Origin of the sequence: Plectonema cf. radiosum LEGE 06105, assembly GCF_015207665.1 — a bacterium.
GTDB lineage: Bacteria > Cyanobacteriota > Cyanobacteriia > Cyanobacteriales > Nostocaceae > Rivularia > Rivularia radiosa_A.
Window position 1 is genome coordinate 1 of the sequence record NZ_JADEWL010000080.1, and the last position, 20,039, is coordinate 20,039.

Genomic DNA, 20,039 nt, shown 5'->3' on the forward strand with positions numbered 1-20,039 from the left:
CCCCCCATCCCCCCATCCTCTCACTCTCTCATCTTTTGATATTCCCGAAGCTGCTTTAACAGTTGTTGTTGGGATGATGAATTTGGCTGTAGATTTTTTGTTTGCTTGATTTTTTCGTTACTTTTAACGGTAACGGATGAGGACTCAAATCTAAAAGGCTGCTTTCTAGTTGTTGGAGTTGGTGGATTGAGGTTGGCTTTTGCGGAGTCGAGGGTGGCAGCAAATTTTACTTGCTGTTCTATTTGTTCTGTGGAAGATACTAAGCCACTTAAACCATTTACCAATTCTCTGAGGTTTTGCCGAAACCTTGGGTCTCCGGTTAATTCGTCTAAATCTGAGGTAATTTTCTGGGTGTTTTCAAAAGTTACTCTCGCTGAATCTAATGTTTGCTGTAATACTAATAAATTATTGGGGTCGTTGAGTGTTTTGGTGATATCCCGTAAATTTGTTGATGCTTCTGCTGCATTAGCTGAAAGTGTTTCGAGGTTTTGTAATAGCTCTCCTGTGGTAAATTTATTTATGGCTGGGGATAAACTGTTCACAGTAGTTCTTAATTGGGAACTAGTTGCGGTGATGTCATTTAATGCACCTACAAGGGAGGAACGATTTGTTGTAACTAAGTTATCAATATTTGTTAACAGTCTCGAAGCTTGATTTGCAGTGGAACTAATTTCTTTGGCAGTACCGCTAAATTCTTGTGCTGTACCGCTAAACTGTTTTGCTGTTGCGTTGAGTTGCGATGCGGTAGTACTGAATTGATTGATAGTTTTATCAGTAGATGCACTAACTTGGCTAGCAGCATTAGCTACTTGTGTAGCCGCAGAAGAGAAAGTTTGTAATTCTTGTTGAGTAGCTTTTGTTAAACTGGAAACATCGCGAGTCAGTTGAGCGACTTGGGCTGCTGCTAAAGAGGTGTTTTTTAAGGCTTGGTTGACGTTGTTATATACATCTGGTCGGCTATAAACTTCGGATAAACGGCTGCTGTAGCGAATCAGTTCGTCAACGCTGATACCGATTTCACCTTTGAGACGAGAGCCGTTACAGACAATTATAGTAGGGTCGCAATTTTGATCTAAAGGTCCAGCATCTACATTAGCACGAGAAATGGTGCTTTGTGGTGTAATTTCAATAATGCTTTCGCTGATTAATCCAGATTGATTAGCTTCAATTCTGACATCGCGGGGAATTATTAGATCAGTTTTGTTGATATCAAGTTTTACATCTACGTTGTTTACACCTGCTGTAATCTCAGCGATATTGCCGACTTTAACACCGCGATATTGAACAACAGCACCTTTTTGCATGCCACCAGCGTCCTTAAACTCTACGATAAAGCTATAAGTACGACCATTCGCGCTTATTCTGTTCAGCCAAAGGAAAATTAATCCAAAGACTCCTAAACCCAATAGAATTAATAATCCTACAGAACCTTCTCGAACCAATCGCGATCGCATTTTTCACCTCCTTATAGAGCTACAGTTAGAAGTTGTAAATAGGTAATAGGTATTCGGACATTGTTTAATCATTAATAATTTATATGATTTCTATCATTTATCTGATTTCTATAATTTCTAAATTTATACTCAATTAATTAATGGGGATTAATCACCAAGATAAGTAATGCTTAATGTTTCATGCACCGGCAATTTTAATTGGACCATCAATGTTTCCACTCATAAATTGTCTAATAGAAGGATGTTCTGTGGTGTCAACTTCGGAGACTTTTCCTGCCCACTGTACTTTACCTTGGTAGAGAAACACGATTCTGTCAGCGGTACGACGAATTGTACTGTGTTGGTGGGTAACGATAGCGTAGCTGCTAGAGGTTCCCTCAGCAACCTGTAATTGCCGAATTAAATCTTCGATTATAGTGGAAGCAATGGGATCTAATCCTGCTGTCGGCTCATCGTAGAGCAAAACGGATGGTGATTCTTCGGGTTTTTCTGGATTGGATATGATCGCACGAGCAAAACTCACCCGTTTTCGCATCCCTCCAGAAAGTTCACTAGGAAATCGATCTGCGACTCCAGGTAAACCAACCATTTCCAATTTTTCTTCAACTAGTTTCCGAATCCTTCGTTTAGAAAGACTTGAATGCTGGTAAAGTAAAAACCCCACATTTTCATCAACTGTTAACGAGTCAAACAAAGCCGCTTGCTGGAAAACCATCCCAATTCCCAAAGCATCCACACCATCTTCGACTAAACCTTCTCGTCGCACACCTTGGATAAAAATTTCTCCTTCATCGGCAGCAGTTAATCCAGCAATTATCCGGAGAATCGTAGATTTACCAGTTCCCGAAGGACCAATTATTCCTAATGCATCTCCTGGGTAAATATTAAAATCGACCTGATCTAAAATCTTATTGCTACCAAAAGATTTAGAAACGCCTTTTAATTGAATTAGTGGTTGTTCTCTCATTACTCATCAGTTAATAGATAGTGGATGGTGGATGGTGGATAGTAGTATTCGACCACTTTAATTCTGCGGGGTAAATAAATTCGTAGTGGGAGTTTCTAGTTCCCTGGTAGTTTCTAGCTCCCTGGTAGTTTCTAGTTCCCTGGTAGCTTCTAGCGAGCAAGATGCTCGCACTACGAATTACCAATTTATTACCCCCAAAACTTATGACATGAACTAGTAGTACAAAATAACAACCATCAACTAACAAATAACAGTGAAAAATTTTGATGTCATAGTCATTGGTAGTGGTATCGGTGGGTTAACTGCTGCTGCATTACTCAGTCGTTACGGTAAACGGGTAATTGTTTGCGAAAGCCATAATTTTGCAGGTGGTGCTGCTCATAGTTTTCGACGACGAGGATTTGAATTTGATTCTGGACCTTCATTCTATTGTGGACTGAGTGATGCTAGAAGTTTGAATCCTGTAAAACAAGTTCTCGATGTTTTAGGTGAATCTCTCCAAACTGTACCTTATGACCCCCTGGGACATTATCATTTTCCTGAAGGTAGTTTTGCTGTTTACGGCAATTCTCAACGTTACAGGGAAGAAGTAGCTAAAATTACACGCCAAGGTGCAAGAGAATTAGAACAATTTGAAAGTCGTTTGTTGCCTTTATACGAAGCAATGAAAGGTATTCCGACTTTGGCTTTACGGGCTGATTGGCAGTTAATGCCGATTTTATTGAGTCGTTATTTACCTTCTTTATTAAAAATGTTACCCAATTTACCTTTGGTACAAAGTTCGGTAGGCAGTGTGATGGATGCAACTGTCAAAGACCCTTGGGTACGAAGGTTAATTGACCTGGAATGCTTTTTGTTGTCGGGTTTAAAAGGCAGCGGTACTATTGCTCCGGAGGTAGCATTTATGTTGGGGGAACGTTCTCATACTGCAATTGAATATCCTTTGGGGGGTAGCGGTGCAATTGTAGATGCCTTGGTGCGGGGTTTTGAACGTTGGGGTGGTGAGTTGCGTTTGGGATGTCATGTTGAGCAAATTATTGTAGAAAATGGTCAAGCCGTCGGAGTGCGATTATCTTCCCCCCATCCCTTAGAAATGATCAAAGCCCCGGTGGTAATTTCCAACGCTACAATCTGGGATACTTACGGCAAATTATTACATCCTGAAGATTTACCCACATCTTACCGCCAAGCAGCTTTAAATACTCCTGCGGTGGAAAGTTTTATGCATTTACACTTAGGCTTTCGTGGAGATGGTTTGGAAAATTTGACGGGACATCATGTAGTTGTTCACGATGGAGAACAGGATATTACTGTACCAGGAAACACCTGTATGATTTCGATTCCCAGTGTTTGGGATGCTTCTTTAGCACCTCTTAATTATCATGTGGTTCACGCTTATACTTTGGAACCTTATGTGGGATGGGAAAAAGATAGTTATTACGAAGAGAAGAAGAAACAAAAAGCGCAAACTTTGTATCGAGCTATAGAAAAAGTAATTCCGGATATTCGGGAACGGGTAGTTTTAGAACTTATCGGTACACCGTTAACTCATGCTGGTTATTTAAGAAGATATCAAGGAACTTATGGTCCGGCAATTGCTGCGGGTAAGGGGATGTTTCCTAGTACTAATACACCGATTAAAGGATTGTACCGTGTTGGTGACAGCACCATGCCGGGAATCGGAGTTCCTGCGGTGGCTGCTAGCGGTATTTTGTGCGCGAATTCTTTGGTAAAACGGGAGCAGGTGATGGAGTTGTTAAAGTGAGGAGTTAGGAGTTGGGAGTTGGGAGTTGGGAGTTGGGAGTTGGGAGTTAGGAGTGAGGAGTTGGGAGTTGGGAGTTGGGAGTGAGGAGTGAGGAGTTATTTCACCTTGAAATTAAAATTCGGCGGTTGAAACCGCATCTACACGGGCAAAACCCACCTGCGTGGGTTTCAAATTTTTAGATGAGCCAAGGTTAGTTTTTCCCAAAATTGTCTAGAGACGTTATGTATAACGTCTCTACAGCACGTCGGTATACGAACAAATCCCTCATAAGTTACGTTGTCAAGTACTAGTAATTTAAAACCCGCGCAGGCGGGTTTTGTTTTTGTAGCCGCGACTTATAGTCGCCAGGTAAAGTATTAAACTTTCAAAAGGTCAAATCAGATAATCATCATAAAAACCCGACTTCTCACCTCACGACAAATATAGGTTTTAAAGCATATTCTGTTTGGCATATCGTGCTATGATAAGGCTATCCAGAAAATCATACAGCCCCACTATCATTCGCTCTCCCAAAGTAAATTTATGCTTTCTGGGCAGACGATTTAAAATTGGTACATACCACTTGATTAAATCCTAGGTTTTCTCTATAATAGGTAAGTCAGTCATCCAGCATCTCAAAAAAAATTTCGCGCTTCGCGCGAGGGCAAATAAAGAAGTGTAAAGGGCAAGAGGGGCAAAGGGCTACTGAGTCCTCGGCGCAACACCGCACACCACCCGAAAACCGAGGTAGTCGTAATGGACGTCCGGGTTGTCGGAGGTGCGGTCGGCAGAACGACAAGTCTCAGGAGTGGTGAGCCACGAACCACCGCGCAGCACTCGGGAATTATTATTACCATCATCTAACCAAGGAGTACCATCAATTGGCGCTCCATTATAATTTTCATGCCAGATGTCTTGACACCACTCCCATACATTCCCATGCATATCATACAATCCAAAGGCGTTAGCAGGGAAGCTACCAACATCTGTAGTTTGTTTTTTATATTCACCCTTGGCTCCAGAACCATAGGTGTAATTTCCATCATAATTAGCTAGGTCAGTGGAAATGGTCTCACCAAAGTGGAATGGCGTAGTCGTTCCAGCCCGACAACCATATTCCCATTCAGCTTCGCTGGGCAAGCGATAGGTTTTTCCAGTTCTCTTAGATATCTTATCACAAAACTCCACAACATTATTCCAACTTACAGATTCAACAGGTTTTTTCTTTCCTTGGAAGTGAGAGGGATTTTCGCCCATAATTGCTTGATACTGTTCTTGGGTGACTTGGAATTTACCCATGAAAAAGGGTTGAATAGTGACTTTGTGTTGGGGACTTTCCCTATCTAAACGTTTTAGTTCATTTTCTGGGGAACCCATGAGGAAACTACCACCAGGGATTTTTACCATTTCTAGGAATACACCATTGCCTAAATCTTCTTTGAAAGATTCGGCTTGTCTGCGACTGCGGGTAATTTGAAGATTTTTCCCCAGGGTGGCTGTCTCGAATTCAAACGGCTTGGTTTGAATTAGTTTTTCGGTTTCCTGATTTAATAAATTAATATATTCGTCTTTAATTTTGTAGTAGTTTTGCAACTTCTTTAATTCAGCTTGAGTTGTTTCCCTTAGTGGGTATCCTTGTTCAGCTACTTTCTTGGTAAATTGTTGCTTGTAAATATCATAAGGTTCTAATACTTGTTCTCGGATTTTACCGGCTTGTTGATCAGTTAATCCAAGCTTTTTCTGTAAATCGTCTAGTATGTGGGATTCAATCTCAGAAATTACACCATCTTCAGCAAATCCTTCAACTTTTTGACGATACTTAATAATATTGCTTTCTTCTTGTGCGGGTGGAGGAGAAACCACTATTGTTTGACGAGCATTCGGTGGAAGCGGAGTTATTTGGGGAGTGGTATCTATATTTTCTCCAGAAATTTCTTGTTTTCTTAAAAGTTTAGGTGTTAAATACTCCGAAATTCCTGCCATGCGGATAGAGCTACAAGCATATTTATGTGCAAACTCAAACTCACTTCCATCCCCTAGAGCATCATAAAATCCAACAGCGAATTCAATAGCGGCTTTGTCACCAATTTCCTTGCTCATGCCGATAACATAATCAATATGTTTGGCGATCGCTTTGGCTTGAATCTGGGAATAACAGGCATTGAGTACTACACACTCGACTTTATCTGCAAACAATTCAAAAAATCCAGCTAATGCTTGTGCATCGACTAATTTCTGTTGTCCTATCTCATCTTCAAATACTAAGCCTGATTCTCCTGCACCGTGTCCGCAAAAATGCACAATCTGGGGTTTGTGACTCAGAATAGAGCGCTGAATATCTCTGTAGCGTACTGCTTGTGCTGACTCTATCTTAAATTTGTCCCGTTGTTTTGCCAGTTGTAACCCTTCACGAATTTCACGAGTTTCCTCGCTCAGACGCAATGAGTTCGTACCTTTAGGATTCGCTGACAGTACCAAGATTGTTTTAACGGGATTTTCACTGCTCATCGCAGAAGATTCTTATTTTTATATTTAATACTATATCTATAATAGATGACCCAAGTTGCTACTTATGCAGTAGGAAGATTTACCATAAATTTTGTTATTATTGAGTTTAACATGGATGCTTCAGAAATAAAATCCTTTTCTAAAGATAAAATTAGAAGGAGATGAAGCAGGAATATTGCGCTGTTTTCCGATTTGGGTGGGATTGGTTTTATAAATCCGAGATATAATTCTATTGATTTTTAAAGCTGACAAATTGCTTTGAGTACTTGTAATAATTCAACTGCACGGCTTGGTTCCATCAAGTTTAATAATGGCATCATATGATAAGTTAGAAAATTTCCCTGTTGGATATACACAAACTGGTAATATTGTCCATTGGTAACTAATCCCCACACCGATGTTTGATTTTGCAAGTTTGAGCCAGCATATGTTAGCAGTTGAGGTAAACCGGATGATGGGGAAATACTGCTGTTTTTAGATTCAATTAATAGTACCCAAAGAAAGGTTTTATCTGCTAATTTTCTAACTTTGTTAACAGCTAAAATATCTAATCTACCTGTAATAGTTATATCTTCATCTTCTATTTTTATTTCAGCGATATCTTCTTCCAATTTGATTTGAATTGGGTAACTATAAAACCCTGCTAAACGCATTAAAGGAGCAATTACAAGAAATTTTACTTGTCCTTCGGAAACTTTACCTGCTGTGAGATATCGACGAAAATCATTCCGAATTTGTAACAGTTCTTGTTGCTCTACTTCTGTTAAAGGTTCGAGAGACAATAATGAAGTAAATGAATCATTGTAATTTTCTTGAAATCCTAAAAGACGTTGAACATCTTCTAATGATAAATTGCGAGCGTTGAGAAGTGTCATGATGATATTGGGTTTATCTTATTATTTAACTAATTGTTTAACTATATAGTCAATTACAAGGATATTAACCAAAAAAAAATATATCAACTTAGGTGATTGTAATATTAACACATCTACCAAAAGAAAGGGAATAATAAAAACATCATATAATTTAGTTGAATTTATTCTCTTTCTAGAGATAGAAGTGATATATAGTTAACTTGCTTAAGCTATTAATTAACGAAAATATATATTCAATTTTTGCTTTGTATTAACGGTAATTGCTGGTAAAAAACTTGGAGTTTATTTGTTTATCGCGTTGATTCGCTATTAAAAGTAAAGATTCTTTTTGATGATTCAATTTCCAAGCAATAGTAATACTAATGAGTAAAAATTTGGCATATTACCCTACTGAGGAAATTTACCATGATAGATAGACTTGATAATAATCGCGTCACTAGTAAAAAGCGTTATAATATGAGCGATTTAATTCAGAAAATGAAGAAAGTGAATAGTGCGATCGCAATCGCATTATTTGCATTAGTTTTTACTGGTTGCGATGCAAATGACCAAATAGGTACTGTAGAATCAACAGAACAAACACCGGGAGCGGCAATTACAGGGGATACAACTATACAGACTCCAATACCGACTACAGATGCTAACATACCTCAGACTACAGGTGCTGCATCACCAGATGCAACAGATAATATACCTGCAAGTGCGGCATTACCTGCGGCTGAACTTATTGGAGAGACTGTTACAGTTAGCACTAAAGTTACTGAAATTGTTGGTCCCAAAGCATTTGTTGCATATGATAAAGAATCTCTACGAGGACAACCAATATTAGTAGTAAGCGATCAAGATGCTCCTGCTGTTGGTACAAATATTGAAGTAACTGGTGTAGTCGGTAGCTTTGATGCTGCGGTGATTAAAAGAGATTATGATTTGGATTTTAATCCAGATATAGTTAAGGTTTATGAAAATCAGCCTTATCTGGCTGCTAAAGCGATTGAAAAGGTGGATTAAATTTTTTTTAATCTAAGAATTTGAGGTGTTGAAAAACCCAGGTTTTATCAAAAAAACCGGGTTTTTTTGAATTTTGAAAACTTTCTAGAAACGTCCAAAATATAATATAGACACAAAAAAATGGTAGAAAGTTAAATTAGTAGTCTACCACTCTGTAATTAAAATTGGAGGGGTCTAATTGGTAATTGGTAATGAGTAATTGTTTAATATCGGAAAATAGCTGCAACAGGTTCGTTAGAAGGTACCTGTTCCGCTTCAAGCACGTACACCATACCACCATTAATTAATGTATGGGCTGCGGCTAAATCTAGTAAATCTTCATCACCAGTTTCTTCTTCCGAATGTAGATATACTTTCTGCGAACCTGGATCAAACAAACCCCATTTATGTTGCTTTTGTGCAACTAAGAGCGTATCTATTTTTTGATAATATGCTGCTGTGACGATTTCTTCAAGGTCATTAGATGCATTGCCGCTATTAGAACCTAATAATTCGTTGTATAAGTCTATAACTTTCTTATGAGAATTATTCCAGTAATTTTCGACAATAGGTAAAGCTTGTGAATGTAATTCTTGGGGACTGAGAATTTCTGGATTACCTGTTAGAGCATCTTCCATTAAATACTGATAACTATTTGCCTCTTTGTACATGGGGATTAAAAAATCAACCCCTGCTAATATTAAAGGTACTTGTTCATTATCATGTAAAATTTTATTTTCCAAGCCTTTTGCTAAAGCTTTGAAAAATCGCATAATATTAGTTTTGTGTTCAGCTCCATCGGTACCCACAGCTTGTCCGTGAAAAACACCTGCTTGGGCATTTTGGGAAACGCTTCTCCCGGTTGTATGTCTTTGTAATGGTTGTTCGGAAAAGTCATCATATTGAAGCGCTTCATCCAAACTTGTAGGTAAATTTTCAACGACTGTTAAATCAATTTCTTGGCAGCGGTAACGACTACCTAGCAACATTCTTACTTTGTTTTGACTTAAACCCAAAATGTAAAAACGTCCGTTGTGATTTAAAATTTGCAACAGCGGTTTAACGTGGAAATGGTCTGAAACTACGACTAACTCTTCAAACTCCAGGGGTAAAACATAGTAGCGGAATAAATTATTAGAGATAAAAATCGCTAATCCTTGTTCTCCTATTCCTTCCCAAAAACCTTGTCTATCAAATTCGGAGGTTTTTTGTAACAACTGCGTAACCTGAGTTTCATCTACACCCGCTTCAATTAAACGAGTCTGGGTTTGTTTGATTAAATTTTTGAATCTAATTGGATTTTGTCTAACTTCAGCACCCGCTGAAATTACTGGCATATAAATAGAAATGCTATTTTCTTTTGGCTGTTCTACTAAAGTTTTTATTTCCTCTCTGGAAATTAATTTCATTCAAACTTCCTCTTATTAACATGAAATAGTTCAAGTCAGTCCGCAAATATCAACCATCAACGGTCTGAAAGAATTTTTGCTACATCAAAACAGTTGAAGCGCAACTGTTTAGTATAGACCTATTCCACTGCAATAATGATGATTTTTCCTCTTTCCTTGGAGAGGTAATTAATAATCAAAAGTGTGATAAAAACTTATTCATCAAAGCTTTGTGGTGCGAGAAAGCGTGAAGGTGAGTATAATTCGTAATTCGTAATTTCTCCCTTCGGGAGACGCTTACGCGAACGTAATTCGTAATTAATGCCCCATAAATTGAATTTAGGGGCTTCGTGCATGGCATAATCCACGGATAAATCCGGGGGCTATGTCCTGACGGACACGCTACGCTAACGGACCTTAAAAATTTACCCGGTGAATTCTGCCCTACAGCCTTGTATCCTTGCGTAACAAAGCCCAAAGTTATTCGTTTCATTATGAGACACGGTTGCATAATTTTAAATCCCAGTAATTGGTTGCGGCTACCAATTACTGATGAAAATTTTAGCTAGTTATTTTTTCATTAGCTATGCAATCAAATTTATCTTGCTTTAATTGTATTCCAGAAAATATAGCGGTTTTCATTTGAGTGCAATACAAATTTTACCTCACCCCGCCCTCCGGGCACCCCTCTCCTTAATAAGGAGAGGGGAAGGGGGTGAGGTTGTATTGGACTCAACTGAAATCTGCTATATCTAAATATCAAGTGTTATTAATTTAGCTTTTAAATTTAGCGTATCATTATACGACTTCGGGGACCTCGTTGTTTGGATTGAGAAATGTTTTCATCACTTTTATTACCGATATTGGAAGATTTTTCTAGAACGGAATTAGCGACAAATGAATTACCGCTACTAAATTCTATGTTGCTGACATCGGTAGAGGGAGTTGATGATATGGACGGAGTTGAGAAAATCGAAGTGGTAGAGGTTTCACCATCAGATGATGTAGAGGTTATAGGAAGACTTGGAGGAGTAAAAGTTGTAGGAGGAGTTGAATTTGTACCACCTGTTGATGTAGAAGTTCCACCACCAGGTGACGTAGAGGTTATAGGAAGACTTGGAGGAGTAAAAGTTGTAGGAGGAGTTGAATTTGTATTACCTGTTGATGTAGAAGTTCCACCAGGTGATGTAGAGGTTATAGGAAGACTTGGAGGAGTAAAAGTTGTAGGAGGAGTTGAATTTGTACCACCTGTTGACGTAGAGGTTATAGGAGGAGTTGAATTTGTACCACCAGTTGACGTAGAAGTTCCACCAGTTGACGTAGAGGTTATAGGAGGAGTTGAATTTGTACCACCAGGTGATGTAGAGGTTATAGGAAGACTTGGAGGAGTAAAAGTTGTAGGAGGAGTTGAATTTGTACCACCTGTTGACGTAGAGGTTCCACCACCAGTTGACGTAGAAGTTTCATTACCAGTTGACGTAGAAGTACCACCAGTTGATGTGGAAGTAGTACTACCAGTTGATGAATTCAGAATTGTCGTACCTTCGGGTACATTAATGTAGAGTTTTACTAAAGGAGAATCGTCTTTAATTTTGTAAGGCTCAGACCTTGGAAGACCAGGTTGGTCAGATTTATAATCAAATACATTAGGACTATCACCACCATTGCGATCGCTATATCTTGGTCCTTGTCCTGTAAGCTCAAAAGTTCCTTGATACTGCGTTCCCGTATTTGGGTCAGTAAGAATACCTGTATAAAAAGCTCTTTTTACCCCAAATTCATCTTGAACTACCCCTTTAATTACGGTTCCTTCCATATCCGGTCTACCATCATATCTAAAGGTTGTCATTTCACCGTCTGAAAGTACGGGAGATTTGATAATTGCATCGAAAGAGGCAACAGGAATACCTTTAAAATTAACGTGGTAATTCATGCTACCATCATCACGGACGTTTACCTTTACATATTCTGATTTATAAACTTGGACTAATTCAGGATTTTGCTTAGTTCCAATGTTGCGGTAATAAGCACCATTTTCATCAGTATCTATACGAGTTAGAACCTTGTTGTAATTGGGATTAAAAAAAGGAAGTACAAGAGTTCCGGATATTGTACCAGTACTTTGAACAGTGAGTGATGAAGTTGTAGTTTGTTGAGCAAAAACCCTTGGTGTGACTAAACCTAGAATTGTTACGGTTAAACCACTGCTGAGAATCGCTGTAAAAGCTAATTTCCGGTAATTTTTAACTTGTTGCATATCAAAAAAAGTGTTTTGTAAAAAAAATTAAATAAACTAATGCGATCGCGCTGCTGATATCTACAGAAGTTGGGTTTTGAAAAAATTTGCCAGAGTATGAAAAACCCGACTTCTAACTCCTAACTCCCGTACAGACGTAGCAGTGCTACGTCTCTACAACTCCCAACTCCCGTACAGACGTAGCAATGCTACGTCTCTACAACTCCAAACTCCTAACTCCTAACTCCTAACTTTCGATAATTGCAGGTAAATACAACTAACGCGATTGATTACATTTACACTTACATCAAACTAAAACCGGAAGGTGGCTCTTAACGCTGCGACTATCAAAGGGTCATTACTCTGATTGTGATCGGGGTTGAAAACGACGAAAAAACCGGGAGTCAAGGCTAAATTTTGATTTAACTGAGCGCGATAAAACATTTCTACGTGCAAAGATGTAGCATCCCTTCCTCCTGATATTCCGTTGTCAGAAAAGTTGGGAAAGTTGAATCCATCAGGTAAACTACTAGATGTAATTTTCGGGGGTTGTCCGACAATAATTCCTCCTAAATTCCCCTGTTTCCCTAGGTTGGGAAAAGCAGCAAATACCGCCCAATTATTAGTTTCTACCCTACCTTGAATATCCTCTGGATTAGAAAAAGTCCAGCCTCCCCAACCTCCTAATTGCAAATTGGGATTGATGCGCCATGCAATGGTAGCACCAACAGCTTGAGTATCAAAGCCTGTAGTCGGTGCAAAAGGAGAAGTTAACTGAGCATCACCGATACCAGTTGCGAGTAAACCATCCTCCGAGTGGGAATAAAGATAATTCAAGCCAATATCTATATCCTTAGTAGGTGCTACCGTCAGCTGAATCCCTGTAGTATGTCTGCCACCGAAAAGTCCACCAACATTTTTATCAGCAGCAAAACTAGGAAATTGAGCGCTATAAACAGCTTGTAAACTTATATCCTGATTAATTTGCCAATCAAAACCGATACCACCTGTACCACTACCAATTGCTAAAATTGGGTTACGCTGAGCAAACGCAGAAATTGCCCCTTCTCCAGAACCTTCCAAGGGATTGATTCCGCGAAATGTGTTAATGGGATTCACACCCGCAGCACCGACAACAACTCCTAAGTTATCGGAAATGGGGAAGCGATAAGATAAATCATTGACAAATACATCGTTATCTGTATCCGACTCAAAACCCAAACGACCCATATTAGTAAACAAAGAGGATGCAGAAGAACCCAGATTTCCTGCATACAAACCAGTTAACAGTAAATCTCTTCCCGTAAAGGAAGTCGCTAACGTTAGTTGCATACTGTTAGCAAAAGTTAGATTAGTTTGTGCAGTACGTTCGGGTATTCCATCTCTAGGAAATAAGTCTACTTCATTTGTGTTAGTTCCTTGCAAACTAGTAATAGCTTGTCCAAATAATCTAGTAGTCGGAGAAAATTGATTTGCTTTTAATTCGGTAGTTCTTTCTTCTAGAGAAATAATTCGTTCTTGCAATTGATTTAATTCGGCACGAAACTCATTTTGTAAGCGTTGCAGAATAATTAAATCTTGTTCATCAATCGCATTCGCTCCTTTACTAGCAATCAATTCGTTAATTTTTTGTACACAAGTATCGATTCCAACTGCAAATTGATCGCGATTAATAACGCGCTCCCCTGCAAAAGTTCCATTAGAATATGCGATCGCGCAATTATGACGGCTGGCGAGAGATTGTAAAGCATCAAAAGCCCAGTGATTTGGACTGACATCATCAAGTTCTGATACCGATGTGACTTGTGACATCGGATTTTCTGATTCTAAGGGTTGAGTTCCGGGAACAATCTGAGTAAAAGAATCTTTAAACTGAATATTACTTGTACTTTCTGGTAATTTTTCGTCGTAAGTAGGTTCTAAAGTATTATCGGACTCAACAAACTCTGGTGGCGCGATTTCAGCCGATGGAGCGACTATGAGTTCTTGATTCTGCCTTAATTCTTGTTGTGTATTTAACTGTTGTTCTGGCAGTTCTTCGGGCAACTCAGGTACAGTAGGTTGTCCCGTTGTTAACACGCTTGCCATCAGTAGACTGATATCACGCATTGTATCTCGCTTTACTAACACCAATATTTCCTTCCACAGAAATAATCGGTTAGCTTCAGGAATATTTGTCAAATAAAAGTTATTTTTATGATAATTTACCGTAAAAATACGTATGAGGAGTTAGGAGTGAGGAGTTAGGAATTGTAGAGACGTAGCAATGCTACGTCTGTACGGGAGTTAGGAGTGAGGAGTTAGGAGTTAATTGCCCCCCATCTCCCCATCCCCCCATCACCTATTCTTCTGCTTGATTACAATACTTATTCAAATCATTTGCTAAGGTATCAGATTGTTTAGCAGTATCTGAAACTTGTTTGAGGTGGGTTTCTATATCTTGTTTCGCTTTGCGAACTTGTTCTTTACCCGCTAAAGAAACCTTAGCTGTTTTTGCGGAACCGAGCGCTTCAGCAGCGGATTTTATATTCTTACTAAAAGCTTCAAAGTGCTTGACAGATTGGTTTTTGAAGTTTTCGAGTTGGGGGTCTTGGAAGTTTTGTTGATTGATTTTTTTGCTGACATCTTGCAAATCTTTGGCTAATCCCAAACTTAATGTGACTTGGGAGCCTTTATTTTTTTCAATTAAAGAAGTTCCTTGATTAACCAGTTCAATAAGTCGCTGACACTGAGCTTGCTTGCTTTCGTTACAGCTTGTAATAAGCAAAGCCATGCTCAGATTAACAAAAGCAATTACGTTGTATTTATTCCAATTAGACATTAATAGCCCTACTTTGAGCATTACCGAAATATAGTATCCGAAGATTCACTAATTTTGTGAAGTGTTCCGGACATTTGCGATTTCAATCAAATTTCCGTCAATGTCGTATAAATAGATGGTTCAATTGCTCCTGTGGCTCCTGTTCTGATTACCGGACCTGCTACAATCTTTACACCACAAGAAATTAGATGATTTTTGATTTGAGAAAGTGGTTGATTACTGATAAAACAAATATCAGCCGAACCTGATGTGGGATGAAGTGCTTTTGGTTCAAATTCTTTTCCAGTTTCGTGCAGATTAATTTTCTGCGTTCCAAATTGCAAAGCCTTACGGTTGTCACCAAAAGTAACTATTCCATACCAAGAACGCCATTATAAAAATTACAGCTAGCTTCAAGATTACTAACAGTTAGTACCAAGTGGTCAATTCTACTGATAAATTGCTTCATGTTGATTTAAAACATACTTCCAATTACCAATTACCAATTACCAATTACCAATTACCAATTACCTCTTCTTATAAAAGGGCATCTTGTATGATGCCTTTAAAGATTAATTTAACTAACTGTAATAAGCAGGCGTATTCGTATTAATTAGATATTTTATGATTTATATCATTTATATTGACGCATCTGCTCTATTATGTAGTCTTCAAGTTCTCGTTTCTCTCTACTGCTGGCATTTCGTTGATAGGTTCTTTTTGTTTCTTGGATAAATTTGCGTTTAGCACTCACAGAAGCACTAGTCTTCATTCCTGCTTTTTGCATTTCTTTTTGTAATTCGTCCCAGGTTTTTTCAGCCATTGCTTCTCCAACTTGTACTAATGCTTGTGGTAGTAATCGCTGGGCTTCTTTACGAAAATCTTCGTCTGTATCAAGAGAAGCAAAATCAATAGTTTTCAAGTCGATTTCAATGTCGTGAAATTTATTCATCAAAGATTTTCTCCAATTTGATTCTGACTATTTTGAAACAGTTAACTATTATCAATGCGTATGGTAATGCACTGTACCCAACACCGAACCCATACCATCTTCTTAATGGGAAACTTAAACCCAAGGATTTTACTGATAAGCTAAAAAGCATTATTATCATATATTAAGGCGGGCAAGGATGCTCACCCCACAAGAATTAGAATGATGTCCGATTATATAGTTTGAATGCAGAACAGCTTAACTGATAACTGATAACTGATAACTGTAAAAGATTATCACCAACCTACTGGTAAACCCAAATTTTCTAAAGTCTCGCTATCTTTTAACAGTGTCTGAATATCACTGTCTACGTGTATGCGACCTCCTGAAAGTACCAAAGCGCGTTCAGTAACTTTACTCAACCAATTTAGGTCATGAGAAGCAACTAATATTACTTTTACTGGTAAATTTAAGAGTACTTGGGCTAAATTACGTCGCCATGCAGGGTCTAGTCCATTAGTTGGCTCATCTAAAATCAAGATATCAGGATTTAAAGCTAAAACTGATGCTAAGGCTGCAAGTCTTCTTTGTCCTCCGGAAAGCTCGTGTGCGGAACGTTTTGCGTAAGCTTCTAAACCAAAGTCCATTAACAATTGTCGCGCTCTATCAGTTGCTTGTGCGATTGGTACACCATAGTTAAGAGGACCAAAGGTAACATCTTCTAATATAGTCGGCATAAATAATTGGTCATTAGCATCTTGAAATGCAAACCCAATATAACGCCGCACTTCTGGTAAGCTTTTTGGCTCTAATAGAATATCATTAATGATAATTTTGCCAAGGGAAGGTTGTTTTAAACCAATCAAATTTTCTAGTAAAGTGCTTTTTCCAGAACCAGTGGGTCCCATTAATGCAACTTTTTCTCCTACATTTAATGTAAAAGAAATATCATGCAAAACTGGTTCTTGATTAGGATATGCATAGGCAAGATTTTGAACTATAACAGTTGGTTTTTGCATTGTTAATTGGTAATGGGGAATTGGTAATTGGTAATGGGTAATTGGTAATTGGTAATTGGTAATTGGTAATGGGGAATTGGTAATCAAATAAATTTTATTTAAGGAAATATTTCTGAGTGCTATTTTTATTTGATTATTTTTTTGACATATTGAAAGACGTTGCATTGCAACGTCTACAACAAATCAACTTATGAGAAAAAATCAATTATTCGAGAGGTAACTGATAAGAAGCAATAGTCAAACTTAAAGCTAAAATACTCATTCCTAGCAAAAGAAAACGCTCTTTCATTCTTAATGTCGAAGTCACAGGCAACATTCCGTTGTAACCGCGAGCTATCATTGCAGCATAAACTCTTTCGGCACGGTCAAGGCTGCGGAGATACAAAGCCCCAATCATCGCTGCATTAGCGTAGCGTACCCATCCTGCGGCTCCATTCAAACCGCGAAGTTTTGCACTACGTTGCATTTGAGTTACTTCTCCCAGCAAAATTTCTAAGTATTGTCCGGCTAAAAGCAAAGTCTCTTTGAAAGCACCCGGAAGAGGTAAGCCTTTGAGAGCAATACCGAAACTATGAGGTGGTAAAGTCAACAAAAAGCTATTCATTGTTAGCAAACATACTAGGGAACGAACTAATAAAAAACTGGCTCGTTCCCAACCCAAAGGTAAGGCTAAGAATGATAAAAATATCAGTTCTAAACCTAATAAACCTGTGAGTTTACGAATCGGCACCCGCAATGAAATAGCCCAACATAGCGCAATAATTCCATAAGCACCCAGCCAATACCAAGCATTTAATTTAAGAAAAGCTGCCCCAACAACAATTATTAAAGACAGCTGCAATCGCAAAGTCAGAGAAAGATTACGCATTCTTTGGTTTCACTATTTGTGCAATACCCCATGCAACAGCAAAGCAAACAATACTTCCAATAATGCCAGCAATACTTGTACCTATACCTTCATTTTCATTAAATGTATAGTCTGCAAAAGGTGTTGGTACTGAAATCCTTACCTGTTCGGCTAAGTTAATAAAGCCGGTATCTTCAGCTACTTTTTCCAAACCATCGGGCCAAGCCGAAGCGAATAAAGATAGCAATCCAGCAATCAAAACAATGGTAACAACAGGAACAACCCAACCGCGAATCTGTTCTTCATCATTCCCTGGTAACAAATCCGGCCTCGCTTGCACTAAATAAGCTAACACCCCACCAGTAATTAAACCTTCACCGATACCAATCAAAATATGTACTCCTGTCATTGCCGGTAAAACTACAGCTAAATTTGCAGTTCCCGAAATTGCTAATTGAATAGCAGCACAAATTGCCGCTGCTACTACGCTCACAGCCGCTGCAATCCCCGCAGCTAAAGGTAAACGACTTTTTGAACCTCCGAACAATCGATGCAAGGTTTGGGTTAGAAGCCAACCCACCCAAACTCCAACAAAGCTCATGTTAAAAATATTTGCTCCCAAGGCAGTAATTCCGCCGTCAGCAAATAGCACCGCCTGAATGATTAATACAGTGGCAATACACAAAGCACCCGCCCACGGACTACCTAATACTATTGCTGCTAAAGCGCCACCCAATAAGTGACCGCTAGTTCCACCTGCTACAGGAAAATTGACCATTTGTGCCGCGAAAATAAAGGCGGTAGTTAAACCTAAAACCGGAGCGCGACGTACTCCAAAAGCATCTTTTGAACGAACTAAAGCTATACCTAGTCCAGCCACACTCGCTATGGTAGTAGCCGCAGCTACTGGAACGGAAACAAAGCCATCAGGAATATGCATTTCGGTAGAGAATTATTTTGTAGTACAAAAGATACGTATAAAAGACACGCAGATTATTAATATAAAACAGAATTTCTATGTCTAATACAATCCCCTATGGGGGCATTTTTGTAGTTATTACGTATATATTTTATATCTATTTAATCTCTGAAAATATACTTTGTTTTCAGAGTGTAAATTTATTTTTAGTTGACTGAATAAATTTCATAAGTATTTACATTTTGTTGAGCATATTTTCTCTGATGATTTTTATTTCTTGATTTTTACTTTACCGGAATGCACCCCCAACTCAAAAACACCAACAAAACGTGGTTTCTTGCAAACTCTAAGTCTCAGAACCTTGACTTTTGGTTTAGAAACCCGGTTTTTAGCCCAGATGTATTCCGATCAGGTCAAGAATTGCTATTACACAAAGAAAATAGTTGAAATTGATTGCTCCGAGCAAGTAAAAATCTAAGAAGAGTTTAAAATTAGTTATGAGCGAGCAAAAAGTTAGGAATAAAAACAGAAATATTCTGGGAAAATAATCATTACTCCCGATTTCCTAACTCTCAACTCCAAAAAACGTCAGTTATCAACCTCTTCACCAATTATTTTCCGATGCAAGAACTCGATCATAAAAAGACAATTGACCTATTAAATGCCATCATGGAATTTGAGCTAGCAGGAGTAGTCCGCTATACCCATTATTCTTTGATGGTAACAGGTCCTTATCGTATTCCCATTGTGGATTTTTTCAAAGCGCAAGCGAGTGAATCATTACTTCATGCTCAACAAGTAGGAGAAATTCTTACAGGTATGGATGGACATCCTAGTCTCAAAATTGCACCGATGGAAGAAACATACAAGCATAAAGTTAAGGATATCTTAGAAGAAAGTTTGTCACACGAACAAAAGGCTTTGGAACTGTATAAAAAGTTTTTAAATACAGTTACGGATGCAAGTATTTATTTAGAAGAATTCGCTCGTAATATGATTGGGCAAGAAGAGATGCATAATCTCGAATTGAAAAAAATGTTACGCGATTTCAGCTAATTAAACAAGTGGGAAACACCAAGCAAGTTTAAGATGGGGAGATTAGGAAGGGGAGACGAACAAGAGTAAATCTCCAAGGTAGTACTCCACCACATTAATTTTGAGGGGTAATGCGTTTGTAGTGTCCGGGTCTCGCTCCCTGGTAGTAGCTAGCGAGCTAGAAGTTCGCACTACCCCAACCCATCAAAACTTATGTGGTGGACTAGTAGTCCAAATCATTAATTTTGAGGAGTTAAAATACCTCTTCGTAGGTTGGGTGTCGCTGCGCGCAACCCAACGCGGGTGCCGAGGCTCCACTACGTTCAGCT

At 38.6% G+C, this 20,039-nt stretch carries 18 protein-coding genes; 3 read left to right on the forward strand and 15 right to left on the reverse strand.

Going from position 1 to position 20,039, the window contains the following annotated elements; all coding sequences use genetic code 11:
• Window positions 1-20: 20 nt before the first annotated feature.
• The gene (locus IQ247_RS20380) at window positions 21-1,454 is read right to left on the reverse strand and encodes an MlaD family protein (protein WP_193922940.1); all 1,434 of its coding nucleotides are present in this window, start codon (window positions 1,452-1,454) and stop codon (window positions 21-23) included.
• A gap of 178 nt (window positions 1,455-1,632) precedes the next feature.
• Window positions 1,633-2,421: an ABC transporter ATP-binding protein gene (locus IQ247_RS20385; RefSeq protein WP_193922941.1), complete on the reverse strand. Its 789-nt coding sequence runs from the start codon at window positions 2,419-2,421 to the stop codon at window positions 1,633-1,635.
• Window positions 2,422-2,674: 253 nt separating this feature from the next.
• Here IQ247_RS20385 and IQ247_RS20390 point away from each other — a divergent pair, with 253 nt between their 5' ends.
• On the forward strand, window positions 2,675-4,186 hold the full coding sequence (locus IQ247_RS20390; protein WP_193922942.1) for a phytoene desaturase family protein: 1,512 nt from the start codon (window positions 2,675-2,677) through the stop codon (window positions 4,184-4,186).
• Between the two features lie 681 nt (window positions 4,187-4,867).
• On the opposite strand, the gene IQ247_RS20395 is transcribed toward IQ247_RS20390, so the two are convergent.
• The gene (locus IQ247_RS20395) at window positions 4,868-6,673 is read right to left on the reverse strand and encodes an SUMF1/EgtB/PvdO family nonheme iron enzyme (protein ID WP_228059904.1); all 1,806 of its coding nucleotides are present in this window, start codon (window positions 6,671-6,673) and stop codon (window positions 4,868-4,870) included.
• 239 nt (window positions 6,674-6,912) lie between these two features.
• On the reverse strand, window positions 6,913-7,548 hold the full coding sequence (locus tag IQ247_RS20400) for a restriction endonuclease subunit R (protein WP_193922943.1): 636 nt from the start codon (window positions 7,546-7,548) through the stop codon (window positions 6,913-6,915).
• A gap of 405 nt (window positions 7,549-7,953) precedes the next feature.
• Here IQ247_RS20400 and IQ247_RS20405 point away from each other — a divergent pair, with 405 nt between their 5' ends.
• The gene (locus tag IQ247_RS20405) at window positions 7,954-8,556 is read left to right on the forward strand and encodes an NfeD family protein (RefSeq protein WP_193922944.1); all 603 of its coding nucleotides are present in this window, start codon (window positions 7,954-7,956) and stop codon (window positions 8,554-8,556) included.
• A 203-nt stretch (window positions 8,557-8,759) separates the two neighbouring features.
• Here IQ247_RS20405 and IQ247_RS20410 read toward each other — a convergent pair whose 3' ends face one another.
• The 11 genes from IQ247_RS20410 to IQ247_RS20460 all read right to left on the reverse strand — a co-directional run bounded on the left by IQ247_RS20410 (window position 8,760) and on the right by IQ247_RS20460 (window position 18,696).
• A complete protein-coding gene (locus tag IQ247_RS20410) occupies window positions 8,760-9,944 on the reverse strand; it encodes a baeRF7 domain-containing protein (RefSeq protein ID WP_193922945.1) in 1,185 nt (394 codons plus the stop codon).
• A 194-nt stretch (window positions 9,945-10,138) separates the two neighbouring features.
• On the reverse strand, window positions 10,139-10,279 hold the full coding sequence (locus tag IQ247_RS20415; RefSeq protein ID WP_193922946.1) for a hypothetical protein: 141 nt from the start codon (window positions 10,277-10,279) through the stop codon (window positions 10,139-10,141).
• Window positions 10,280-10,710: 431 nt separating this feature from the next.
• A complete protein-coding gene (locus IQ247_RS20420) occupies window positions 10,711-12,180 on the reverse strand; it encodes a hypothetical protein (RefSeq protein ID WP_193922947.1) in 1,470 nt (489 codons plus the stop codon).
• Between the two features lie 291 nt (window positions 12,181-12,471).
• The gene (locus tag IQ247_RS20425; protein WP_228059905.1) at window positions 12,472-14,340 is read right to left on the reverse strand and encodes an iron uptake porin; all 1,869 of its coding nucleotides are present in this window, start codon (window positions 14,338-14,340) and stop codon (window positions 12,472-12,474) included.
• A 160-nt stretch (window positions 14,341-14,500) separates the two neighbouring features.
• Window positions 14,501-14,980, reverse strand: coding sequence for a hypothetical protein (locus IQ247_RS20430; RefSeq protein WP_193922948.1), 480 nt, complete (start codon window positions 14,978-14,980; stop codon window positions 14,501-14,503).
• Window positions 14,981-15,066: 86 nt separating this feature from the next.
• A complete protein-coding gene (locus IQ247_RS32705; RefSeq protein WP_228059906.1) occupies window positions 15,067-15,303 on the reverse strand; it encodes a VOC family protein in 237 nt (78 codons plus the stop codon).
• A gap of 26 nt (window positions 15,304-15,329) precedes the next feature.
• Window positions 15,330-15,428 (reverse strand): VOC family protein, encoded by a 99-nt coding sequence (locus tag IQ247_RS33635; RefSeq protein ID WP_228059907.1) that lies wholly within the window; start codon window positions 15,426-15,428, stop codon window positions 15,330-15,332.
• Window positions 15,429-15,593: 165 nt separating this feature from the next.
• Complete coding sequence (locus IQ247_RS20440) at window positions 15,594-15,911, reverse strand: hypothetical protein (protein WP_193922949.1); 318 nt, start codon at window positions 15,909-15,911, stop codon at window positions 15,594-15,596.
• A 275-nt stretch (window positions 15,912-16,186) separates the two neighbouring features.
• Entirely contained in the window at window positions 16,187-17,074 is an 888-nt protein-coding gene (locus IQ247_RS20445) for an energy-coupling factor ABC transporter ATP-binding protein (protein ID WP_322745540.1), read from the reverse strand.
• A gap of 40 nt (window positions 17,075-17,114) precedes the next feature.
• The gene (locus IQ247_RS20455) at window positions 17,115-17,777 is read right to left on the reverse strand and encodes an energy-coupling factor transporter transmembrane component T family protein (protein ID WP_193922950.1); all 663 of its coding nucleotides are present in this window, start codon (window positions 17,775-17,777) and stop codon (window positions 17,115-17,117) included.
• Window positions 17,770-18,696 (reverse strand): energy-coupling factor ABC transporter permease, encoded by a 927-nt coding sequence (locus IQ247_RS20460; RefSeq protein WP_193922951.1) that lies wholly within the window; start codon window positions 18,694-18,696, stop codon window positions 17,770-17,772. Before IQ247_RS20460 ends, IQ247_RS20455 begins: the two co-directional genes overlap by 8 nt.
• Window positions 18,697-19,296: 600 nt before the next feature.
• On the opposite strand from IQ247_RS20460, the gene IQ247_RS20465 reads away from it, so the two are divergent.
• Window positions 19,297-19,731, forward strand: a complete 435-nt coding sequence (locus tag IQ247_RS20465; protein WP_193922952.1) for a ferritin-like domain-containing protein — start codon at window positions 19,297-19,299, stop codon at window positions 19,729-19,731.
• Window positions 19,732-20,039 lie beyond the last annotated feature (308 nt).

Bases quoted from the DNA above. Each gene is read 5' to 3' on its own strand.
- IQ247_RS20430 (WP_193922948.1), bottom strand. From the start codon at position 14,980: ATGTCTAATTGGAATAAATACAACGTAATTGCTTTTGTTAATCTGAGC.
- IQ247_RS20405 (WP_193922944.1), top strand. From the start codon at position 7,954: ATGATAGATAGACTTGATAATAATCGCGTCACTAGTAAAAAGCGTTAT.
- IQ247_RS20415 (WP_193922946.1), bottom strand. From the start codon at position 10,279: ATGCACGAAGCCCCTAAATTCAATTTATGGGGCATTAATTACGAATTA.
- IQ247_RS20445 (WP_322745540.1), bottom strand. From the start codon at position 17,074: ATGCAACGTCTTTCAATATGTCAAAAAAATAATCAAATAAAAATAGCA.
- IQ247_RS20460 (WP_193922951.1), bottom strand. From the start codon at position 18,696: ATGCATATTCCTGATGGCTTTGTTTCCGTTCCAGTAGCTGCGGCTACT.
- IQ247_RS20380 (WP_193922940.1), bottom strand. From the start codon at position 1,454: ATGCGATCGCGATTGGTTCGAGAAGGTTCTGTAGGATTATTAATTCTA.
- IQ247_RS20465 (WP_193922952.1), top strand. From the start codon at position 19,297: ATGCAAGAACTCGATCATAAAAAGACAATTGACCTATTAAATGCCATC.
- IQ247_RS20455 (WP_193922950.1), bottom strand. From the start codon at position 17,777: ATGCGTAATCTTTCTCTGACTTTGCGATTGCAGCTGTCTTTAATAATT.
- IQ247_RS20400 (WP_193922943.1), bottom strand. From the start codon at position 7,548: ATGACACTTCTCAACGCTCGCAATTTATCATTAGAAGATGTTCAACGT.
- IQ247_RS20395 (WP_228059904.1), bottom strand. From the start codon at position 6,673: ATGAGCAGTGAAAATCCCGTTAAAACAATCTTGGTACTGTCAGCGAAT.
- IQ247_RS20440 (WP_193922949.1), bottom strand. From the start codon at position 15,911: ATGAATAAATTTCACGACATTGAAATCGACTTGAAAACTATTGATTTT.
- IQ247_RS20420 (WP_193922947.1), bottom strand. From the start codon at position 12,180: ATGCAACAAGTTAAAAATTACCGGAAATTAGCTTTTACAGCGATTCTC.
- IQ247_RS20410 (WP_193922945.1), bottom strand. From the start codon at position 9,944: ATGAAATTAATTTCCAGAGAGGAAATAAAAACTTTAGTAGAACAGCCA.
- IQ247_RS33635 (WP_228059907.1), bottom strand. From the start codon at position 15,428: ATGAAGCAATTTATCAGTAGAATTGACCACTTGGTACTAACTGTTAGT.
- IQ247_RS20385 (WP_193922941.1), bottom strand. From the start codon at position 2,421: ATGAGAGAACAACCACTAATTCAATTAAAAGGCGTTTCTAAATCTTTT.